Genomic DNA, 19,941 nt, shown 5'->3' on the forward strand with positions numbered 1-19,941 from the left:
TGGATCAGGCAGCAGCGCCCGAAACGTTCCGCCGCGACTTCGGCCCGAGGCCGACGCGTTCCAGCGTCGCGATGGTTAGCGGTGCACGGTTCATCGTGTAGAGATGAAATTCTTCGATCCCGCGCTTCGCCAGATCCACGATCTGCTCGGCGGCCACATCGGCGGCGACTTCGGCACGCGCCTGCGGATCGCCGTCCGTTCCCTCGAAGCGGTGGTCCAGCCTCTCGGGCACACTTGCGCCGCACATCGACGCGAAGCGCTTGAGCTGCGCAAGGTTCTGGATTGGCATGATCCCTGGCACGACCGGGATCGTAATGCCGGCAGAGCGGACCCGGTTGAGATATTGCTCAAACAGGTCGTTGTCGAAGAAGAATTGCGTCAGCGCCCGGGTGGCGCCCGCGTCCACCTTGCGCTTCAACATATCGATGTCGGCGGCGTCGTTGATGCTTTCCGGGTGTTTCTCGGGATAGGCCGAGACGGAGATTTCGAACTCCCCCATATCTTGAAGGCCGCGAACAAGATCTGCCGCGTTCTCGAAACCATCAGGATGCGGCGTGTAGCGCGTGCCGACACCGCCCTGCGGATCGCCCCTGAGGGCCACGAAGTGCTTCACGCCCCGCGCCTTGAATTCATCCACCACCTGGCGAACCTCCTGGCGGCTCGCGGCCACGCAGGTGAGATGCGCCGCTGTCGCAAGCGAGGTATCCCTGATCAGCCGTCCAACGGTGTCCAGCGTCGGCTCGCGTGTCGTGCCCCCTGCCCCATAGGTGACAGAGACAAAGTCCGGCTGGAACGGTTCGAGTGCCTTGACGGTCTGCCACAACTGATCGGCCATGTCAGGCGACTTGGGCGGGAAGAATTCGAAGGAGACCTTGAGGTCGGCAGAATTGGGTCGCGCTGTCTGGGCCATTATCGGCTCCCCGTCCGGGCAAGAGGTTCAACAAGCGGCTGGGCTGCGTCTGCACTTTCGCGGCGTGCCAGCCAGATGGTGACGGTAAGTCCGCGTCTGGCTGCACTTTGCGGCGGCAGGTCAACGACCTGTTCAACTGTCAGCCCATGCCGCGTCAGCCAGTCGGCCATGACCGCGTGGGAGAAGCCGAGGCGCAGATGCGCATGCTCATTGCGAAGATAGTCGAGGTCGTGCGGCGCAAGATCGATGATCACGAGACGTCCACCTGGCCGCAGCATGCGGGCAGCTTCGGCGAGTGCCAGTTCCGGCTCTTCAAGGAAGTGCAGCACCTGATGCACAGTCACGAGATCATAGTCGCTGGCATCCAGCGGCAGGTTGAGAATGTCGCCGTGCCGCACGGTAGCGGACAGGATGCCCGCCTTGTCGAGATTGGAGCGGGCGACCGAGAGCATGTCACGGCTCGCATCGACCCCGACGGCCCGGCGGTAGCGATCGGAGAGCAGTTGCAGAATCCGGCCGGTCCCGGTACCGAGATCGAGCAGACTGTCCACCGGCTCTTCGCCGATCAGCGCGAGCAAGGCGGCTTCCACATCGGCATCATTGACATGCAGGCGGCGCAGTTCGTCCCATTCAGACGCATTGCGACTGAAATACTCCTGCGCCTTCTCGGCCCGGGCACGCTTGACGGACGCCAGACGGTCGCGGTCGCGCAGCAGCACGGGATCGCCCTCGTCAGCCACGTCGAGCAGCATGCGGATCAAAGACGAGGCGGCGCCCTCTTGCTTCAGCCTAAAATAGGCCCAGGCCCCTTCCTGATAGCGGTCGATAAGTTCAGCTTCGGCAAGCAGCTTCAGATGGCGGGAGATCCGGGGCTGCGACTGGCCGAGGATTTCGGTAAGATCGGTCACGGTCAGATCGCCCGCAGCAAGCAAAGCCAGAAGGCGAAGACGGGTCGGCTCGCCGGTCGCCTTCAGCAGATCCACCAGATTGTCGACACCGAACTGCATCCCACACCCCCAACGAATGACATAAAGATATGTTTATGTCATTATCGCGAGCGGAGCAAGCCAAAAATGGCGCTCAGCAGGAGGAGAAGATTGGGGCGGGAGAGGTACAAGACAGAAAAGGGACCGGCGGTGGCGCCGGTCCCTTTCGTTACTTCAGACAATATCTGCCCTGCAGCCCATCAGCGCGTCAGGCGCTTGTAGGACTGGCTGCCGGGGTTCAGCGCATCCGGGCCCAGACGACGGACCTTGTCCTGCTCGTAGTCTTCAAAGTTGCCCTCGAACCATTCGACATGGCCGTCGCCTTCGAACGCGAGGATGTGGGTCGCCAGACGGTCGAGGAACATGCGATCGTGGCTGATGATGATGGCGCAGCCGGCGAAGGCTTCGAGCGCACTTTCGAGCGCGCCCAGCGTTTCCGTATCAAGGTCGTTGGTCGGTTCGTCAAGGAGCAGCACGTTGCCGCCGGCCTTCAGCATCTTGGCAAGGTGCACGCGGTTGCGCTGCCCACCCGAGAGATTGCCGACCTTCTGCTGCTGGTCGCCACCCTTGAAGTTGAAGGCGCCGCAATAGGCGCGAGAGTTCATGTCGAACTTGCCGAGCTTGATGACTTCGGCACCGCCGGAGATTTCTTCCCAAACGGTCTTGTTGCCATCGAGCGCGTCACGGCTCTGGTCGACGTAACCGAGATGCACGGTGTCACCGATCCGGATCGTGCCGGCATCCGGCTTTTCCTGACCGGTGATCATCTTGAACAGCGTGGACTTGCCGGCGCCGTTCGGGCCGATGATGCCGACGATACCGCCCGGCGGCAGCTTGATCGACAGGTCGTTGATCAGGGTACGGCCTTCGAAGCCCTTCTTGATGCCTTCGAGCTCGATGACCACCTGTCCGAGGCGCTCGGACACCGGAATGATGATCTGCGCATCGCCGGGGCGGATGTTTTCGGCCGCATCGACCAGCTGTTCGTAAGCCTTGATACGCGCCTTCGACTTTGCCTGACGGGCCTTCGGGCTGGAGGCAATCCATTCCTGTTCGCGCGACAACGCCTTCTGGCGACCGGCTTCGTCGCGGGCTTCCTGCTGCATACGCTTGGCTTTGGCCGTCAGGTAGGCCGAGTAGTTGCCTTCGTAGGGGATGCCGCGGCCACGGTCGAGCTCGAGGATCCAGCCCGTGACGTTGTCGAGGAAGTAGCGGTCGTGGGTGATCATCATCACGGCGCCGGGATAGTCGCGCAGATGCTTTTCGAGCCAGGCGATGGTCTCGGCGTCGAGATGGTTGGTCGGTTCGTCGAGCAAAAGCAGATCCGGTTGCGACAGCAGCAGGCGGCAGAGCGCGATACGGCGGCGTTCACCGCCGGAGAGAACCGTAACGTCGGAATCCTTCGGCGGGCAGCGCAGAGCTTCCATCGCCATCTCGACCTGCTGTTCGAGGTCCCAGAGGTTCTGGCTGTCGATGATATCCTGGAGCTTCGCGCCCTCTTCCGCCGTCTCGTCGGAATAGTTCATCATCAGTTCGTTGTAGCGGTCGAGCACGGCCTGCTTGTCGGCGACCCCTTCCATGACGTTCTCGAAGGCGGTCTTGGCAGGATCCAGATGCGGTTCCTGCTCCAGATAACCGACGGTCGCGCCCTCGGCGAGCCAGGCCTCACCCGTGTATTCCTTGTCCTTGCCCGCAATAATGCGCAGAACCGTCGACTTACCCGCACCGTTCGGGCCGAGAATACCGATCTTGGCATCCGGGTAGAAGGACAGGTTGACGTTCTCGAGGATCTTCTTGGCGCCGTAGGACTTGTTCAGTCCCGACATGTGATAGATGAACTGGCGTGCCATGGGGTCTTGCTCCGGCGGGAATGGGATTTGCCGCTATGTAGGCGAATTGCAGCGAGGGAGCAACGGCACATTGCCCCCTGGATCAAAAGCGGAGGGGTTTTTTTGCGGCTACTGGAAGCGGGTATGGTCGATTTTAAAGACCTGCAACTGCCTCTTCGGCTCGGTGAGGCGGATCAGCCCAGGCCAGTCCCCGCCCCTGCTGAGCGCGGCCAGTGGCAAGGCATCGGCAAATTCCTCCGGCGCCTCGAAACGGCAAAGCGCAACATAATCGAACGGAGCCGCAGCTTGGCGACGGTCATGCGGATCAACCTGCACGAAAGTCTCGAAAATGCGTCTCATGCCAGGCGAGGAACGGTGAAACGGGATCCCGGCGATCGTGACGCCCGGAGGCAGGTGCGTGACAAGATCCAATCCCACCGCCATGGGGGCCATCACCCGGCCCGGCGCCAGTTGCTTGATCGCGCTCATATCCGCATCTTTGCAGGCAGCGTAAGACAGGAAATCAGCCAGAGCGACCTTGCCTGGTTTGACCGGGATGGCAAGGTGCAGCGTCCAGCCTAGAGCAGCAAGAATTGCTACCGATCCGGCAAGCAATTGCACTGCAAACCTCGGCCTGTCGTTGATCGCAGCCAACGCCACCGGAATGAAGAGCGGTATGAGTGCCATCGGGAAGCGGATGTAGCGCGTCTGAAGACATGCGAGAATCAGAGAGCCAACAGCAACGGCAAAGACGATCGGCGTTCCGGATTTGCCGCTTTGCCATGTGGATCGGATAACCGGCGAAGCGAGCACCAGCACCGCCATCAAGACCGCCAGTGTCAGAAGATGGGGAAAATATCCCTTCTGGAAATAGATCAAGATCGAATGCTCCTGCGCGAGCCGCTCCAGCCAGAGCGCACGGGAGAGTGGGTCGACCATATGATAGGGACCGCTGAGGCAAAGAGGAAAGCTGAAAGCAAGCAAGACCAAGAAAGCGAAGGCAGCGAAAAGCAGGGCGAAACTGCGAACCCGAGGCCCCGATTGCGCCAAGAGAGCCGCCGTCAGGATGGTGAGCACGCCATACGCCATAAGCCCAGCGATATAGGGCGCCGAAAAGGCGTCGCATTCGGTGGCTGTGAGCCCCCTGAACCCGATCAGCAACAAGCCCGCGAGCGGCGCACAGATGAGGATCGCAAAACCGAATCCAGCATAGAATTTCTCAATGCCGGAGCGTCTGAGAATCCAGCTGCCAGAAATCGTCGCCAAAACCACCGCGACCAGTGGCAAGAGCTCAAGCCCCACCGCCATCGACACGACGACGGCAACAGCCGCAACGACGGCGCTCCGATACGTCCACCTGATCAGACCCCAGAAGATGAAGAGAATGGCCAGCAGTTGAACATTATGGTGATCGATACGCCCGGGTGAGAACTCCCAGATGGACAACGCCATGGCCAGCACCGTGACAACCAGTACCGGCGTCCCCAGCACCTTACCCTCGGGCAGCATCTCCTTTATGATCGAGACGACGAGCAGGCAGTAGCCGGCCAGCATGACCGGCGGCCAGATGAGAAATGCCGCCTTGAGGCCGGCCTCGTCACCGACAACCAGAGCAAGTCCCTTCGCGACGACGAGATAAGGCAGATCAACCAGCCGCGACCACGGCGACACATAGGGCTCTGGCATAGAGATGAAAGGCAGTGTCCGGTCGAACCAATTGCCGCTGCGTAGCAATTCTCGAATCTGCAAGGCCCGCAGCACATCGTCGGTATCGCCGAGGTAAAGCGTTCCGTCAGCGAGATCGAACAACAGGATCGCAAAGGACACAACCCATGCCACCACGACCAGCCGCCACACTCCGTTGACGGCGACGGGCCTTGGCGTCGACGGAATGGTGTTACGTTGCAGCATCTGGCATGTCCATCCAACGGGGCGCCGACAAGAGGGCAGGCAATATGCCGGGGGGATAGCAGAGAAACGCTAAAAGTTTATAAGCCCCAGGATTGCGCATCATCCCGGCATCAAAGGCGCGGTGGCAGACGTCGCGGAGGAAGGCACAACCGCAGACGACATTCCCGCTATGGAGGAAGAATGTTTACAGACCTCAGCTTTCTGGACGCCCCCAGCGGCGCCCGTCTTGCCTATCATCACCTTGCCGCGACCGGCACCCCGCGCGGCATCGTGCTCGTCTGCCACGGCCTTGCCGAACATTCCCGCCGCTACGAGGGTTTCGCGACGGCGCTCTCCGCCCGTGGCTACCACGTCTATGCGCACGACCATCGCGGCCATGGCGAAACCACGGCCCCCGATACCGAGATCGGCCGGTTTGCCGCCCGTAACGGAGTAGCCAAGGTAATAGCCGACGTTCGGGCCATGCGCGATCTCGCCGTCGTCCGACATCCCGGACTGCCTGTCACCCTCTTCGGCCATTCCATGGGCGGACTGATCGCGCTCAACTCTGCAGGCGCCCATCCGCAGGCTTTCCAATCGCTCTCCGTGTGGAACTCCAATTTCAATCCGAGGTCAGCCGGCCGCTTCGCCCAAGGCGTACTATCGCTCGAGAAGATGCTTAAAGGCTCGGACGTACCCTCGGCTATCCTGCCGAAAGCCACGTTTGGCGCCTGGGGCAGATCCATTCCAGGCCACCGCACCGCCTTCGACTGGCTCTCGCATGATCCGGCGGAGGTTGATGCCTATATCGCCGATCCGCTCTGCGGCTTCGATGCCAGCGTCTCACTCTGGCAGGATTTGTTCCGCCTTACCTTCGCCGGCGCATCACCTGAAAACCTCGCTCGCCTGCCCTCCGGCCTGCCCGTCTACCTTGTCGGCGGTGGTCAGGACCCGGCCACCAACAAGGGACGCGAGATCCGCTGGCTCGGACGGCGCATGATGGATGCTGGCATGACACACGTCACCACGACCATCTACGACGCGATGCGTCACGAGACCCTGAACGAGATTGGTCGTGAACAGGCGATCTCAGACTTCGTGTCCTGGCTGGACCGGAGCACAACATAGAGTGCCTGCCTGGCTTGCCGAAACGGAATGACCCCATGAGAGAAAATCAAGTGCTAAGGCCGTGAACGGACGCTAAGACTGGCGCGATTGCAGGAAAACTCATGACAGCCGACACGAAGCGTCGCCTGTTCACCTGCAGCAAGGGAGCCGTATGACTGACAGCCCGTCCGCAAAGTCACCACTATCCGGCATCCGGGTGATCGAACTTGCCCGTGTTCTTGCAGGCCCCTGGGCCGGTCAGATGCTGGCCGATCTCGGCGCCGACGTGATCAAGGTGGAAAACCCCGAAGGCGGCGACGACACCCGCGCCTGGGGGCCTCCCTTCGTCGAGGGCGCCGACGGCGAAAACCTCTCGGCCGCCTATTACCATTCGACCAACCGCAACAAGCGCTCGATCGCGGTCGACCTGAAGACCCCGGAAGGCCAGGAGACGGTCCGTCGCCTCTGCGCCTCTGCCGATGTCGTCATCGAGAATTTCAAACGCGGCGGCCTTCAGAAATACGGCCTCGACTACGAGAGCCTGAAGGCGAGCAACCCGAAGCTCGTCTACTGCTCGATCACCGGCTTCGGCCAGAACGGCCCCTATGCCGATTTCGCCGGCTATGACTATATCGTCCAGGGCATGTCCGGCTTCATGTCGATCACCGGTGAGAAGGACGGCGAGCCGATGAAGGCAGGCGTCGCCATCGCCGACATCTTCACCGGCATCTATGCAGTGACCGCGATCCAGGCGGCCCTCATCCACGCGATGAAGACAGGCCAGGGCCAGTTCGTCGACATGGCCCTGCTCGACGTGATGTCGGCCGTGCTCGCCAACCAGAACATGAACTACCTGATCTCGGGCAAGCCGCCGACCCGGCTCGGCAATGCCCATCCGAACATCAGCCCCTATGAAGTCGTGCCGACAGCGGACGGCCACCTGATCCTCGCCGTCGGCAATGACGGCCAGTTCAAGCGCCTCTGCACCATCCTCGGCATCCCCGCTGTCGCCGAGGATGAACGCTTCGCCACCAACAAGGCCCGCGTCGCCCACAAGGTCGAGGTTCGTGTCATCGTCACCGCTGAAACCGTGAAGTGGCAGAAGCGCGATCTGCTCTCCGCCTGTGAAGCCAATGCAGTGCCGGCTGGACCGATCAACTCGATCGAGGAAATGTTCGCCGACCCGCAGGTCCAGGCACGCGGTTTGAAGATCGAGCTGACCGACGACAAGGGCACCGTGATCCCTTCCGTGCGCACGCCGATCGTGCTCTCCGAGACACCCCTGCGCTACGAGCGACCGAGCCCGCGCATCGGCGAGCACGGCGAAGACATTCTGGCCGAACTGGCCGAGCTGGAAAGGAAGACGCAATGAAGAGAACCGGCGGCGAACTGATCGTCGAAGCCTTGAAGGCCAACGGCGTCGAGCGCGTGTCCTGCGTTCCCGGCGAAAGTTATCTCGCCGTGCTCGACGCGCTGAAGGACAGCGGCATCGAAACGCTGGTCTGCCGCCAGGAAGGCGGCGCCGCCATGATGGCCGATGCCTGGGGTCGCCTCACCGGCAAACCCGGCATCTGCATGGTGACCCGTGGTCCGGGCGCCACGAACGCCTCTGCCGGCCTGCATGTCGCAAAGCAGGATTCGATCCCGATGATCCTCTTCATCGGCCAGATCGGCCGTGACATGAAGGAGCGCGAAGCCTTCCAGGAAGTCGAATACCGCCGCGCCTTCACCGAATTTGCCAAATGGGTCGGCGAAATCGATGACGCCCGCCGCATCCCGGAATTCGTCACCCGCGCCTTTGCCGTCGCCACATCAGGACGCCCAGGCCCCGTCGTGCTGACGCTGCCCGAAGACATGCTGCTCGACGAAGTCGAAGCTCCGGAAGCCAAGCCCTACACCCCTGTCGAGGCTCATCCCGGTCCAAGCCAGATCGCAGCCCTCGGCGAACTGCTAAAGACCGCCAAGCGCCCGATGGTCGTTCTCGGCGGCACCCGCTGGAGCGAGAAATCCGTCGCCGGCATCCAGGCCTTCGCCGAAAAGTTCAAGCTGCCGGTCGGCTGCTCCTTCCGCCGCCAGATGCTCTTCGACCACCTGCATCCCTCCTATGCCGGCGATGTCGGCATCGGCATCAACCCGGCGCTCGCCAAGGAAGTGAAGGAAGCCGATCTGCTGATCCTGCTCGGCGGCCGTTTCTCCGAAATGCCGTCCTCCTCCTACACGCTGATGGACATCCCCTACCCGGCGCAAAAGCTCGTGCATGTGCATCCGGACCCGTCAGAACTCGGCCGCGTCTACCGCGCCGATCTCGCGATCTGTGCCGCCCCTGAGGAATTCGTCGCAGCACTCGCGACCCTGGATTCACCCGCCGCCCCTGTATGGGCCGAGCGCACCGAGACCATGCATGCCGCCTATCTCGCCTGGTCGACGCCGCCCAAGGCCGGCCCCGGTGCCGTCCAGATGGGGCCGATCATGGAATGGATCGAAGCCAATACGCCGAAGGATGCGATCTTTACCAACGGTGCCGGCAACTATGCCACCTGGCTGCATCGCTTCCACCGCTTCCAGGCCTTCAACACTCAGGCCGCCCCGACTTCGGGCTCCATGGGCTATGGCCTGCCGGCAGCCGTCGCTGCCAAGCAGTTGTTCCCCGAGCGTGAGGTCATCTGCTTTGCCGGCGACGGCTGCTTCATGATGCATGGCCAAGAATTCGCGACCGCCATCCGCTACAACCTGCCGATTATCACGCTCGTCATCAACAACGGCATGTACGGCACGATCCGCATGCACCAGGAGCGTGAATATCCGGGCCGTGTCAGCGCCACCGACCTGACAAACCCCGATTTCGCAGCCCTTGCCAAGGCCTATGGCGGCCACGGCGAAACCGTCGAGAAGACCGAAGACTTCGCCCCGGCCTTCCTGCGCGCCCGCGCTTCAGGCAAGCCCGCAATCATCGAGATCAAACTCGATCCGGAAGCGATCACGCCGACGCGAACCTTGACGCAAATTCGCAACAAGGCCTGACAGGCCATTGACCTGAAACAAGAAAAGGCCGGGATCGCTCCCGGCCTTTTCGTATTCTAGACGTCTCTCAGAGATCAGAGAGCGGCCGTGACGATGAACTCGACCTTGTAGTCCGGGGTCGCGAGAGCAGCTTCCGACGTCGCACGGGCCGGCGGGTTGGCCGGATCGATCCAGGCTTCCCAGACGGCGTTCATTTCGCCGAAGGTCGACATGTCCGAGAGGTAGATGATCGTCTGCAGGATCTTCGACTTGCCCGAGCCGGCAGCGGCCAGCAGGCGGTCGACTTCGGCCAGAGCCGACTTCGACTGCTCGGTCACGGATGCGCCTTCGCCAACCTGGCCGGCGAGATAGACGGTGTTGCCGTGGACGACGGCGCCGCTCATGCGCTTGCCGGGCTCGATACGCTTGATGGACATGATGTACTCCTGTCTGGTGTGGTAGAAAAAAACGAAGGCCGGGCTCAACCGCCCGGCCTGTGGATGAGAATGGTGAAGTTCAGCCGCGCTGGCGAAGCGCGTGTTCGTAGGTCGCAGTGGAGCGCGCACCGGAACGGCAATAGCCAAGCATCGGCTTGTCGAAATCCTCGAGCGCATCGACCATGTCGGCCACGGCATCGGGCGTAACGCCCATCGGCCCGACGGGTACGTGTTTGGTCTTCAGGCCGAGCTCTCCTGCCCGTGCCGCAATCGCCGCAAAACTCGGCTGGCCCATCTCCTCGCCATCAGGACGATGGCAGACGATCGACTTGAAACCGAGCTGCTTGATCGTATCGAGATCGTCGGCCGTGATCTGGCCGGTGACCGAATATTCCTCGTTGATCTGCCTGATATTCATCCGCTCAACCTCATCGAAATCTTGGGCGCAACATCTACGACGGGCGTCCTCATGCGTCAATGACGGCGAGCGCCGGCGCAGTTTTTCGCGGCGGGCGGCAAAGTTCAAGAAAAGGAGAATGCCAACCCGTAATGCCGGCTCTGGCCGGGCTCCAGCGTGACGAATTCGCCTGCCTGCTGCAACTCGTCGCGACTCACCCAACGGTGAGAAACCGGCTCGATGCCGAGCACATGCGCCGGTGCCTTCTGATTGCGCCAGACCTGCAGATAAGGCAGCGTGTCGGTACGGAAACGCACCTTGAGCCGCTTATCGCCGATGGCCTTCATCGGCCCCAACCGGACTTCCGCCCAGCCACCATGGCCGGCCGGCACGCAGAAGACACCGCCATCGCCCTCACCGAAGGTCCAGGGAAAGCCTCCGCGCTCCAGCATCGCGCCTTCAAGTCCAGTTCCCTCGTCGAAATGTTTCGCCCCCAGATTGATGTGGTACATCAAGAACGCGGGAAACGCCGTATGACCGGTGTTGACAACCTCGTCGGCCAGTTGCACCTCGCCACTGTCGCCTTTGATCCGCCACTGGCGCCGCAACTCGGCCTGCCCCCCCTCGGCCAGCCTCACCGGCACGCGCGCCTCGGCCACCAGGTCTGCCCCGTCCATGGAGACGTGCAGCGCCTCAGCCGGATGCGCCGACAACGAACCATGCAGGGGATACATTCCTTTTCCATCCGGCAGCGGGTGCGGATGACGAATGTGGTCGGGTCCGCAGGTGAAGAGAAAGCCTTCGAGCGAATGGTCGATGCGCGGATCGCCATCGTCAGGAATAGCACGGCCGGGCGAAAGATCGAGGCCATCGACCACGCATGCTCCGATGTCGAAGACGGAGCTTTCATCCAGTGTCAGAGATGGGCCACGAGAACCGCGAAAAGAAATCATGAAAAGCTTTCCTCGACCACCGGAACGGCAGTCTGCAAAAGTCCGGCGGTTGCCAGTTGTTCGAGCCCGGCAAGGCCGCTGTCGAGCGACGACAGATAGGCGATGTTGACCGACTGCTCAAGCCAGCGCTGAAACGCGTGCGCACAGCGCTCAAGCCGATCGAAGCGCGTCAACCCCTCCTCGGTCAAGGAGAGAAGCTCGAAGCGGCGATCGACCCGGTCACGCTTGCGCAGCAGGTAACCGCGGTCTTCAAGCACTTTCACCGCCCGGCTGATCTTCGTTTTGGATAGCCCCGAATGCATGGAAATTGCCTTGGCCGTGATCGGCGACTGTTCACCGAGAGACCACAGCACCTGCCATTCAGCCCAGGACAACTCGTCCTCAGGGCCGCAATAGTGCGAGAAAGCCATATCGAATCGGTCCGCAACCCGGATAAGCCGGTAAGGCAGAAAGGCTTCCATTCTTAATCGATCCTGCATCGTCCCCCCTCCGGCGACCGCGTCGACGCCCGGAACATGGCATCCCTTGAGCGGTTTCCTTCCTGCCCCCACAGCAAGTTAATCCTATATTCATTATGAATTCACCTTTTCCATATTAGTGTCAAATTTGTCGCGTTTGTCGCCCGCAGAGACGAGGAAACCGAACCGTGCACGACATCAGGAAATCAGGCTTGCTCATGATGGCTCTCGCAGCCACGTCGCTGGCGACCGCAGGCGCCTCCTGGGCGCAATCCGTCTACGACTATCGCAGGTCACAGACCCTTCTGGTGTCTCCGGAAGGCGACATTCTCGACTACATCCCGGAGCAGGGAGACGTGGTGATCAGCCGTGACCGGATGGGGCGCACCGTGCTGTTCGATCGCTTCGGCAACCTGGTGGCAACCGAAATCCCGGCCGAAAGCTATTATCCGCCCGCAAGGGAGGATCAGGCGCGCGCGCTGCCGGGCGTCGTGGATCCCTATAGCGACCCCTATCGCGGCGGACCTGCGCAGCAGCCGCGCGGCTGGGATGACGACGTTACGACGGCATCCATTCCCGACGCGCTGCCCGGCGATGGGCAGCCGCTCGACGGCTCTCCCTCCGACATGCCCTATGGCGGGCCGGATGTGGCACCACCCTCTGATGCGGCACCTCAGCGGATCGTGACACCGGAAATCCCGGTGAAGAGCAACCTGTCACGTCTTGAGATCACGGCACTGCAGGTGTTTCTCGATCGCGAAGGCGTCTCTCCAGGCGTTATCGACGGCAAGATGGGACAGAACGTCAACAAGGCCATCGTCGCCTGGGAAAAGATGACCGGCGAGACGCTGGATCCGAACAATGCCGAAGACATCCTGGAGAGGTTGCGTCTGTCGGGCGGCCTCGCCATCACCAGCTATACCATCACCGCTGGCGACGCGGCCGGCCCTTACGTCGCTGCGATCCCCGAGGATTACAGCCACAAGGCCCAGCTTCCCGCCATGGCCTATACCTCGACGGTCGAAATGCTGGCCGAGAAATTCCACATGGACGAGGGATATCTGCGCGAACTCAATCCAGGTGTCGACTTCACCATCCCAGGCACAATGATCAAGGTCATCGATCCCGGCCCGGCCAAAACCGGCAGTGTGGCCCGCATCGTCGCCGACAAGGCGCTGAAGCAGGTCTTCGCCTATGGCGCCGATGGCAACCTTGTCGCCGCTTACCCGGCCAGCATCGGCTCGACCGACACCCCCTCTCCTTCGGGCACGGTCACGATCGAGCGCATCGCGCTCAATCCGGGCTATACCTACAATCCGAAGGTCAATTTCCAGCAAGGCGCCAACGACAAGATCCTGCAGATCCCACCAGGCCCCAATGGCCCCGTCGGGACGGTCTGGCTGGCCCTGTCGAAGCCGACCTATGGCATCCACGGCACACCCGAACCGTCGAAAATTGGACGCACCCAGAGCCACGGCTGTATCCGCCTGACCAACTGGGATGCGACCGAACTGGCCAAAATGGTGAAAGCAGGCGTGACGGTTGAATTTGTCGACTGACGCTTGAACATCGCGAGACGAAATACAAAGCCGCGAGCAGCCCGCTCGCGGCTTTCTTTCTTGCAGACGAGCGGACAAAAAAACCGCCGGCGGGACCGGCGGTTTGGAGGTGGTGCTTGGGGAGACAGAATCAGGCGGCGCTGCGCACCAGCCGGAACAGCCGGCGCGGCTGGGCGGAGCGGATGATCTTGACCGGCAGCAGGCGCAGGACCTCGCTGGCGAAGGCCTTCGCGTTTTCCTGGGCCCTGTCGAGATTGCTGATCTTCGCTGCATCCATGGAATACAGCGTGCCGCCACAGTCGAAGATTTCGCGGAAAGCACTGCGTTCTGCGATGGGGGTGTTGACGACATTGACGCCGCGGGCAGCCAGCAGTCCCTTGATCGTCAGAAGTGCCCTTGTCGTAACCATGGAGGTGACGCGAGTCAGCACCACCGAGTGAGGAATGACGAGGTTGCCCGTGTCTTCCATCATCTTGATCAGGTCGAGGATCTGCGCGCCGCCCTTGGCATCCATGGCACAGCCCTGAACCGGGATCAGCACATGGTCCGACAGACCGACTGCGGTCGTCACCATGGCATCACGCGCACCGGCGAGGTCAATGATGATATAGTCGTTTGTCCGCGACAGGTCCCGGATATGCCCCTGAACGGAGGCGACGGAGACCTCTGACACCACTTCGATATTGTGCTGCGGGCCGGACATCTCGGACCACTGGGTAATCCAGCGCTGCGGATCGGCGTCAAGGATCGCAACGCGGTAGCCCTGATGCGCCAGTTCCGTGGCGAGCAGGAGAGCTGCAGTGGTCTTGCCGGCGCCGCCCTTGGCATTGGCGAATGAGATGACTGGCATGCTTGTTCCTCAAGGGGTCTGTTCCGAGCGCTTCATCGCTCTGGGGCAACCCTCGTCATTGGCGCCGCGTACACACATCATTGCCAATTATGGTTAACAAACCGGAAACGCGCGCTCACCTCCCCTCCCCGAAATTGGGGAGAAGCGACGGAAATAGCTTGTATATTCGAAACTAGAAACACACCTGCGCTGCGTATCAGCCTCCGAGCGGCGTGCAGCTGCCGACATGCTGTGCCGCGACTCGCCCAGCCTTCAGGTCGGAAAGCCGCGGCAATGACGGATCGGCTCCACCCAGGCTCGCCTCGAAGGTCGCGCGATCGAGCTTCACCATCCGCCCGCTGCCGAGAATGCTGACCAACGTCTTCTTGTCGACCACAGCGACACTGACCTTCGACTTGCAGAACTGCTTGCCATCCTTGCCGGTGAGGACCCAGCCGAGGGCACCGGATTTTCCCTGGCTCATCTTCCCGACCTTATAGCCCTTCTTCACGAGCCCCTGGAAGCTTTCAGCGGCTGCAGGCGCTGCTTGAAGCAGAAAGGCGGCCCCGATCAGACCGAGGGCGCACGCAAGCGATGAGGGACGGGACATCAAGAACTCCTCAAGACAGGATCTTTACAGGATAGCGTTCACAAAAAAGGGACCCGACCATAAGTGGCAGGGCCCCTCGCTTTGTCAACGCGGAGGATCAGAAGCAGTCGGCGAAGAGCTGCTTGGTGTTTTCGAGCGTCATCTTGACCGGATTGCCGCCCGCGCTCGGATCCTCGATCGCCATGGCCGAGAGCTCGTCGATCCGGTCATTGGCAATACCCATGGCCGTCAGGTTGGCCGGGACGTGCAGTTCGGCGCGCAGGGCCAGCACGTAGTCGTAGAAGCCATCGAAACCACCGGAAATCCCGAGATAGGCAGCCGCCCGCTCGATCTTCTCCTCGATCACATGACGGTTGAACTTCAGCACCGGCGGCATCACGACAGCATTCGTCATGCCGTGATGGGTGTTGTAAACGGCGCCGATCGGATGCGACAGCGCATGGATGGCGCCAAGCCCCTTCTGGAACGCGACGGCGCCCATGGCAGCCGCCGACATCATGTTGGTGCGTGCCTCAATATCAGTGCCGTCCTTATAGGCGCGCGGTAAGAATTCCTTGACCAGCCGCATGCCTTCGAGCGCGATGCCCTGGCTCATTGGATGATAGAAGGGCGAAGAATAGGCTTCCAGGCAATGGGCAAAGGCATCCATGCCCGTACCAGCCGTAATCATCTTCGGCATGCCGACGGTCAGTTCTGGATCGCAAATCACGACGCCGGGGAGGAACTTCGGATGGAAGATGATCTTCTTCACATGGGTGACGGAATTGGTGATGACCGAGGCGCGGCCGACTTCCGAGCCGGTGCCCGCTGTGGTCGGGACGGCAACGATCGGCGCGATACCGTCGGAATTGGCGCGCGTCCACCAGTCACCGATATCTTCGAAATCCCAGACAGGCCGGGTCTGTCCCGCCATGAAGGCAACGCACTTGCCAAGATCGAGGCCCGAACCGCCACCGAAGGCCACGACACCGTCATGACCGCCATCCTTGTAAGCCTTGATCCCAGCTTCGAGGTTCTTCTCGTTCGGGTTCGGATCGACATCGGCGAAGATCGAGCGGCCGAGACCGGCTTCTTCCAGCACATCGAGCGCCGTCTGCGTGATCGCCATCGGCGCCAGGCCCCGGTCGGTGATCAACAGTGGCTTCTTCATGCCGAGCGACTTGCAGGCGTCCGCCAGTTCCTTGATGCGGCCACGTCCCATCTTGACGGCGGTGGGGTAGCTCCAATTGGCGACGATGTTCATTTCGTGACTTTCTTCAGGTGGTAGGATTTCGGACGGGTAAGGTTTTGGAAGCCGAGCACGGAGAGCGAGCCGCCCTTGCCGGTTTCCTTGACGCCGGTCCAGCAGAGTGCCGGGTCGAGATAATCGGCTCGGTTCATGAAGACGGTACCGGTCTCGATGTCGCGTCCGATGCGGGCGGCGCGTTCCGGATCCTGCGTCCAGAGCGACGCGGTGAGGCCATAGGGGCTGTCATTCATGAGTTCGAGCGCTTCTTCATCGCTCTTCACCTTCATGATGCCGACGGCCGGGCCGAAGGTCTCTTCCTTCATGAAGGTCATGGAGTGATCCACGTTCACCAGAATCTGCGGCATGATATAGGCACCGCCGTCATCGGCCGGGAAGAGCTTGGGATCGACCAGCGCCTTGGCGCCCTTCGAAACAGCATCGGCGATCTGCTCGCGCACGACCTTGGCGAAACGCTTGTTGGCCATCGGCCCAAGCGTCGTTTCCGGATCGAGCGGATTGCCGAGCTTGTAGTTCGACACCCAGGCGACCGACTTCTCGACGAAGGCGTCGTACAGGCTCTCATGCACATAGACACGCTCGATACCGCAGCAGCACTGGCCGGAATTGTAGGTCGCGCCATCCATCAGCGTATCGACGGCAGCGTCGAGGTCGGCGTCTTCCATGACGTAGCCCGGGTCCTTGCCGCCAAGCTCAAGGCCAAGACCGGCAAAGGTGCCAGCCGCAGCGCGCTCGATCGAACGCCCGCCTTCGACCGAACCGGTGAAATTGATGAAGTTGAAATTGCCGGCGGCAATCAGGGCAGACGTCGTCTGGTGGTCAAGGAAGAGGTTGATGAAGACATCGTCGGGAACGCCAGCCTCGACAAAGGCGCGCACCATGCGCTCACCAACCAGCAGCGTCTGGGTCGCATGCTTGATGACGACGGTATTGCCCGCCATCAGGGCCGGCGCGATCGTATTGATCGCGGTCATGTAAGGATAGTTCCACGGCGCGATCACGAAGACCACGCCATGCGGCTCGCGCTCGATGCGGCGCTCGAACTTGTCGCTGGCTTCCACGACCAGCGGAGCAAGCGAGTCTGCGGCGATCGCCGCGACATAGTTGGAGCGCTCGTTGAAGCCCTTATACTCGCCGCCATAACGCACCGGACGGCCCATCATGTGCGCCAGTTCCGGCACCACTTCGTCAGACATCTCGTTGAGACGGGCCACGCCCTTCAGCACGAGCTGGATGCGGTCTTCGAGCGGTCGGCGCGCCCAGGCCTTCTGCGCCTTGCGCGCACGACCGACGGCTTCCGTTGCCGCTTCCAGCGACATCGCCGGACGCTCGGCGTAAACCGATCCGTCGATCGGCGAAATGCATTGAATCATCGTCATTTTCACTTGCTCCTTCGGCCTAGCAGGCCAGTACTTTCACGTGACCTGCCGCGCCATAGGTCAAAATGGCGCGGTCGCGGGTCACGATCGTCAAATCATAGGACCGCGCCGCAGCGATCAAGATCCGGTCGGCCGGATCGCCATGCAGCGGCTCGGGCGGGAAGGAGGCCGAAACCAGAACCTCTGCCGTCAGAGGAATGGTTCCGATATCGAACCGCACACAGACAATCCGAAACCACTCCGCTGGCGGCCGCTCCAGCACGATCCGCCCCTTAGATACCAGCATTCCGAGTTCCCAAGCCGAAAATGGCGACGCAAAAACATTGTCCACTCTTGAGGGCATGAAATCCAAGACGCTCAGTACGCCTTTCGAAACCGGCATATCATGGGCCAGATAAATGATCGCACAGGTATCCAGAAGATACCGATCAGTCGTCATCGTAAACCTTGGCCCATTCGGGATCAGTCGGGGCAGTGAGATCAGTCCCCGGCATGATCGTAATGGTTCCTTTCATGCACCCGCGAACACGCTCATAAAAGCTGAGCCCCGCCTCATTGTCTTTCTCGGTCACCAAACCATCAGACCTCTCCGCGACGGGTTCGCGGGGAGTTCCGATTACATATCCCTCCTGCCCCTCTTCGGCGAAGCCTGCCGCCTCCCCGCGCCGCCTTGCGGCGACCACCGCAAGCGGCACACCGAGATAAGCGGCGATCCCGTCCTGCTCCTCGGCGCTCATCTTCCGTTCGCCCCGCAGCATGCGTGAGACCGCACTCGGGTCGAGACCAAGCTCCCGCGCCATCGCGCGAAGCGAACGGCCTTCCTGTTCGAGCTGTTGGTAGAACCAGGCACTGTCGATCATGATGCACCTCCGGACTGTTGTGATTTTACCAGCCCGTGGACCCCACAGCAACAGGATCAAGCCCGTTCGAAGCCGCGCGCCACCTCCCAGTCGGTAATCCGACGGTCATACTCTTCCTGCTCCCATTCGGCAGCACGCACATAGTGGTCGATCACGTCGTCGCCGAAGGCTGCGCGCAGCATAGCAGATCCATTGAGCGTTTCAGCAGCGGCACGCAGCGTCCGAGGAATTTCACGGGCGCCCTGCGCGCCATAGGCATCGCCCGAGAATTCCGGCTCCAGCGCCATCTTCTTATCGATGCCATCAATACCGGCAGCCAAGAGTGCGGCCATGGCGAGATACGGATTGAGGTCGGAACCGCCCACGCGGCATTCGACGCGAATGCCCTTGGTCGCATCGCCGCACAGACGGTACCCAGCCGTGCGGTTGTCCTTCGACCAGATCGCCTTTGTCGGCGCAAAGGTACCAGCCACGAACCGCTTGTAGGAATTGATGTAGGGCGCGAGGAAATAGGTGAACTCGCCGGCATGGGCCAGTAGCCCTGCCATGTAATGGCGCATCAGCTCGGACATGCCGTATTCGCCGTCCTTATCGTAGAAGAGCGGCGTCTTGCCATCCGCCGACCACAGCGACTGGTGGATATGCGAGGACGAACCAGCGGCATTATAGTGCCACTTGGCGAGGAAGGTGATTGCCTTGCCCTTCGACCAGGCGATCTCTTTGCAGCCGTTCTTGATGATCACATGCCGGTCGGCCATGGAAAGCGCATCGGCGTAGCGGACGTTGATTTCCTCCTGCCCGGCCGAGGCCTCGCCCTTGGAGTTTTCGACCGGGATGCCCGCCCCCTGCAGGCCCTTGCGGATCGCCCGCATCACATCTTCTTCCTTGGTCGTCTGGAAGATGTGGTAGTCCTCGTTATAGCCCGAGACCAGCTTGAGGTCGCGGTAACCGGCAAGCCGCGCGGCGTCATAGCTCTGGTCGAACAGGAAGAATTCGAGTTCGGTTGCCATGAAGGCTTTCATACCCATGGCCTCGAGGCGGGCGACCTGCTTCTTGAGGATCGCGCGCGGCGAATGCGCAACTTCGGCATGGGTTGCATGGTCATACATGTCGCAAAGCACCAGCGCCGTGCCTTCGAGCCAGGGGATCCGACGCAGCGTCGAAAGATCCGGCTTCATCGTGTAGTCGCCATAGCCCTTTTCCCAGCTGGTCGCCTTGTAGCCGGAGACGGTTTCCATCTCCATGTCGGTTGCGAGCAGGTAGTTGCAGCTATGCGTTTCTTTATAGGCGCTTTCGACGAAATACTCCGCCTGGAAACGCTTGCCCATCAAACGGCCCTGCATGTCCACCTGACACGCGAGCACCGTGTCGATGCGCCCCTCGGCGACGTCCTTCTTCAGGTCTTCGAATGTGTAAGTGGTGGTCATGACAATGGTCCGCACAAGGATGAGATGAGACGGGATACCGGCTAGCCGGTATCGGAGGAGGAAC

The 19,941-nt window shown here is 61.4% G+C and carries 19 protein-coding genes; 4 read left to right on the forward strand and 15 right to left on the reverse strand.

Annotated elements, in window-relative coordinates; translation table 11 throughout:
- Positions 1-4 precede the first annotated feature (4 nt).
- The 4 genes from metF to FJQ55_RS11985 all read right to left on the reverse strand — a co-directional run bounded on the left by metF (position 5) and on the right by FJQ55_RS11985 (position 5,636).
- Entirely contained in the window at positions 5-910 is a 906-nt protein-coding gene (gene metF / locus FJQ55_RS11970; protein WP_140828181.1) for a methylenetetrahydrofolate reductase [NAD(P)H], read from the reverse strand.
- Positions 910-1,917: an ArsR/SmtB family transcription factor gene (locus FJQ55_RS11975; protein ID WP_140828182.1), complete on the reverse strand. Its 1,008-nt coding sequence runs from the start codon at positions 1,915-1,917 to the stop codon at positions 910-912. Before FJQ55_RS11975 ends, metF begins: the two co-directional genes overlap by 1 nt.
- Before the next feature lie 179 nt (positions 1,918-2,096).
- Entirely contained in the window at positions 2,097-3,746 is a 1,650-nt protein-coding gene (gene ettA, locus FJQ55_RS11980; RefSeq protein WP_140828183.1) for an energy-dependent translational throttle protein EttA, read from the reverse strand.
- A gap of 108 nt (positions 3,747-3,854) precedes the next feature.
- Positions 3,855-5,636, reverse strand: a complete 1,782-nt coding sequence (locus FJQ55_RS11985) for a hypothetical protein (RefSeq protein ID WP_140828185.1) — start codon at positions 5,634-5,636, stop codon at positions 3,855-3,857.
- Positions 5,637-5,816: 180 nt separating this feature from the next.
- Here FJQ55_RS11985 and FJQ55_RS11990 point away from each other — a divergent pair, with 180 nt between their 5' ends.
- The 3 genes from FJQ55_RS11990 (at position 5,817) to FJQ55_RS12000 (ending at position 9,743) form a co-directional block, all read left to right on the forward strand.
- Positions 5,817-6,743, forward strand: a complete 927-nt coding sequence (locus tag FJQ55_RS11990) for an alpha/beta fold hydrolase (protein WP_140828186.1) — start codon at positions 5,817-5,819, stop codon at positions 6,741-6,743.
- Between the two features lie 151 nt (positions 6,744-6,894).
- Complete coding sequence (caiB, locus tag FJQ55_RS11995; RefSeq protein WP_140828187.1) at positions 6,895-8,094, forward strand: succinate--glutarate CoA-transferase; 1,200 nt, start codon at positions 6,895-6,897, stop codon at positions 8,092-8,094.
- Complete coding sequence (locus tag FJQ55_RS12000) at positions 8,091-9,743, forward strand: thiamine pyrophosphate-binding protein (RefSeq protein ID WP_140828188.1); 1,653 nt, start codon at positions 8,091-8,093, stop codon at positions 9,741-9,743. The genes caiB and FJQ55_RS12000 overlap by 4 nt, the downstream gene beginning before the upstream one ends.
- 74 nt (positions 9,744-9,817) lie before the next feature.
- Here the strand turns inward: FJQ55_RS12000 and FJQ55_RS12005 are convergent, their stop codons facing one another.
- The 4 genes from FJQ55_RS12005 to FJQ55_RS12020 form a co-directional block, all read right to left on the reverse strand.
- On the reverse strand, positions 9,818-10,159 hold the full coding sequence (locus tag FJQ55_RS12005) for a RidA family protein (protein ID WP_140828189.1): 342 nt from the start codon (positions 10,157-10,159) through the stop codon (positions 9,818-9,820).
- A gap of 79 nt (positions 10,160-10,238) precedes the next feature.
- Positions 10,239-10,577 (reverse strand): protein tyrosine phosphatase family protein, encoded by a 339-nt coding sequence (locus FJQ55_RS12010; RefSeq protein ID WP_140828191.1) that lies wholly within the window; start codon positions 10,575-10,577, stop codon positions 10,239-10,241.
- Between the two features lie 104 nt (positions 10,578-10,681).
- Positions 10,682-11,509 (reverse strand): DUF4432 family protein, encoded by an 828-nt coding sequence (locus tag FJQ55_RS12015; protein ID WP_140828193.1) that lies wholly within the window; start codon positions 11,507-11,509, stop codon positions 10,682-10,684.
- On the reverse strand, positions 11,506-11,970 hold the full coding sequence (locus FJQ55_RS12020) for a MarR family winged helix-turn-helix transcriptional regulator (protein WP_140828195.1): 465 nt from the start codon (positions 11,968-11,970) through the stop codon (positions 11,506-11,508). Before FJQ55_RS12020 ends, FJQ55_RS12015 begins: the two co-directional genes overlap by 4 nt.
- A gap of 215 nt (positions 11,971-12,185) precedes the next feature.
- Between FJQ55_RS12020 and FJQ55_RS12025 the strand changes: the two genes are divergently transcribed.
- A complete protein-coding gene (locus FJQ55_RS12025; RefSeq protein WP_140829263.1) occupies positions 12,186-13,526 on the forward strand; it encodes a L,D-transpeptidase in 1,341 nt (446 codons plus the stop codon).
- Between the two features lie 130 nt (positions 13,527-13,656).
- Here FJQ55_RS12025 and FJQ55_RS12030 read toward each other — a convergent pair whose 3' ends face one another.
- From FJQ55_RS12030 to FJQ55_RS12060, 7 genes are all read right to left on the reverse strand, one after another.
- The gene (locus FJQ55_RS12030) at positions 13,657-14,376 is read right to left on the reverse strand and encodes a ParA family protein (protein ID WP_140828197.1); all 720 of its coding nucleotides are present in this window, start codon (positions 14,374-14,376) and stop codon (positions 13,657-13,659) included.
- A 196-nt stretch (positions 14,377-14,572) separates the two neighbouring features.
- The gene (locus tag FJQ55_RS12035) at positions 14,573-14,965 is read right to left on the reverse strand and encodes a hypothetical protein (RefSeq protein WP_246085086.1); all 393 of its coding nucleotides are present in this window, start codon (positions 14,963-14,965) and stop codon (positions 14,573-14,575) included.
- Positions 14,966-15,062: 97 nt separating this feature from the next.
- Positions 15,063-16,208, reverse strand: a complete 1,146-nt coding sequence (locus FJQ55_RS12040; protein WP_140828200.1) for an iron-containing alcohol dehydrogenase — start codon at positions 16,206-16,208, stop codon at positions 15,063-15,065.
- On the reverse strand, positions 16,205-17,590 hold the full coding sequence (locus tag FJQ55_RS12045; protein WP_140828202.1) for an aldehyde dehydrogenase family protein: 1,386 nt from the start codon (positions 17,588-17,590) through the stop codon (positions 16,205-16,207). The genes FJQ55_RS12040 and FJQ55_RS12045 overlap by 4 nt, the downstream gene beginning before the upstream one ends.
- A gap of 19 nt (positions 17,591-17,609) precedes the next feature.
- Positions 17,610-18,029 (reverse strand): type II toxin-antitoxin system VapC family toxin, encoded by a 420-nt coding sequence (locus FJQ55_RS12050; RefSeq protein ID WP_140828204.1) that lies wholly within the window; start codon positions 18,027-18,029, stop codon positions 17,610-17,612.
- A complete protein-coding gene (locus tag FJQ55_RS12055) occupies positions 18,019-18,450 on the reverse strand; it encodes a helix-turn-helix domain-containing protein (protein WP_140828206.1) in 432 nt (143 codons plus the stop codon). Before FJQ55_RS12055 ends, FJQ55_RS12050 begins: the two co-directional genes overlap by 11 nt.
- 56 nt (positions 18,451-18,506) lie before the next feature.
- Positions 18,507-19,877, reverse strand: a complete 1,371-nt coding sequence (locus FJQ55_RS12060; RefSeq protein ID WP_140828208.1) for a glutamine synthetase family protein — start codon at positions 19,875-19,877, stop codon at positions 18,507-18,509.
- Positions 19,878-19,941 lie beyond the last annotated feature (64 nt).

This window comes from Rhizobium glycinendophyticum (genome assembly GCF_006443685.1).
GTDB classification, from domain to species: Bacteria; Pseudomonadota; Alphaproteobacteria; order Rhizobiales; family Rhizobiaceae; genus Allorhizobium; species Allorhizobium glycinendophyticum.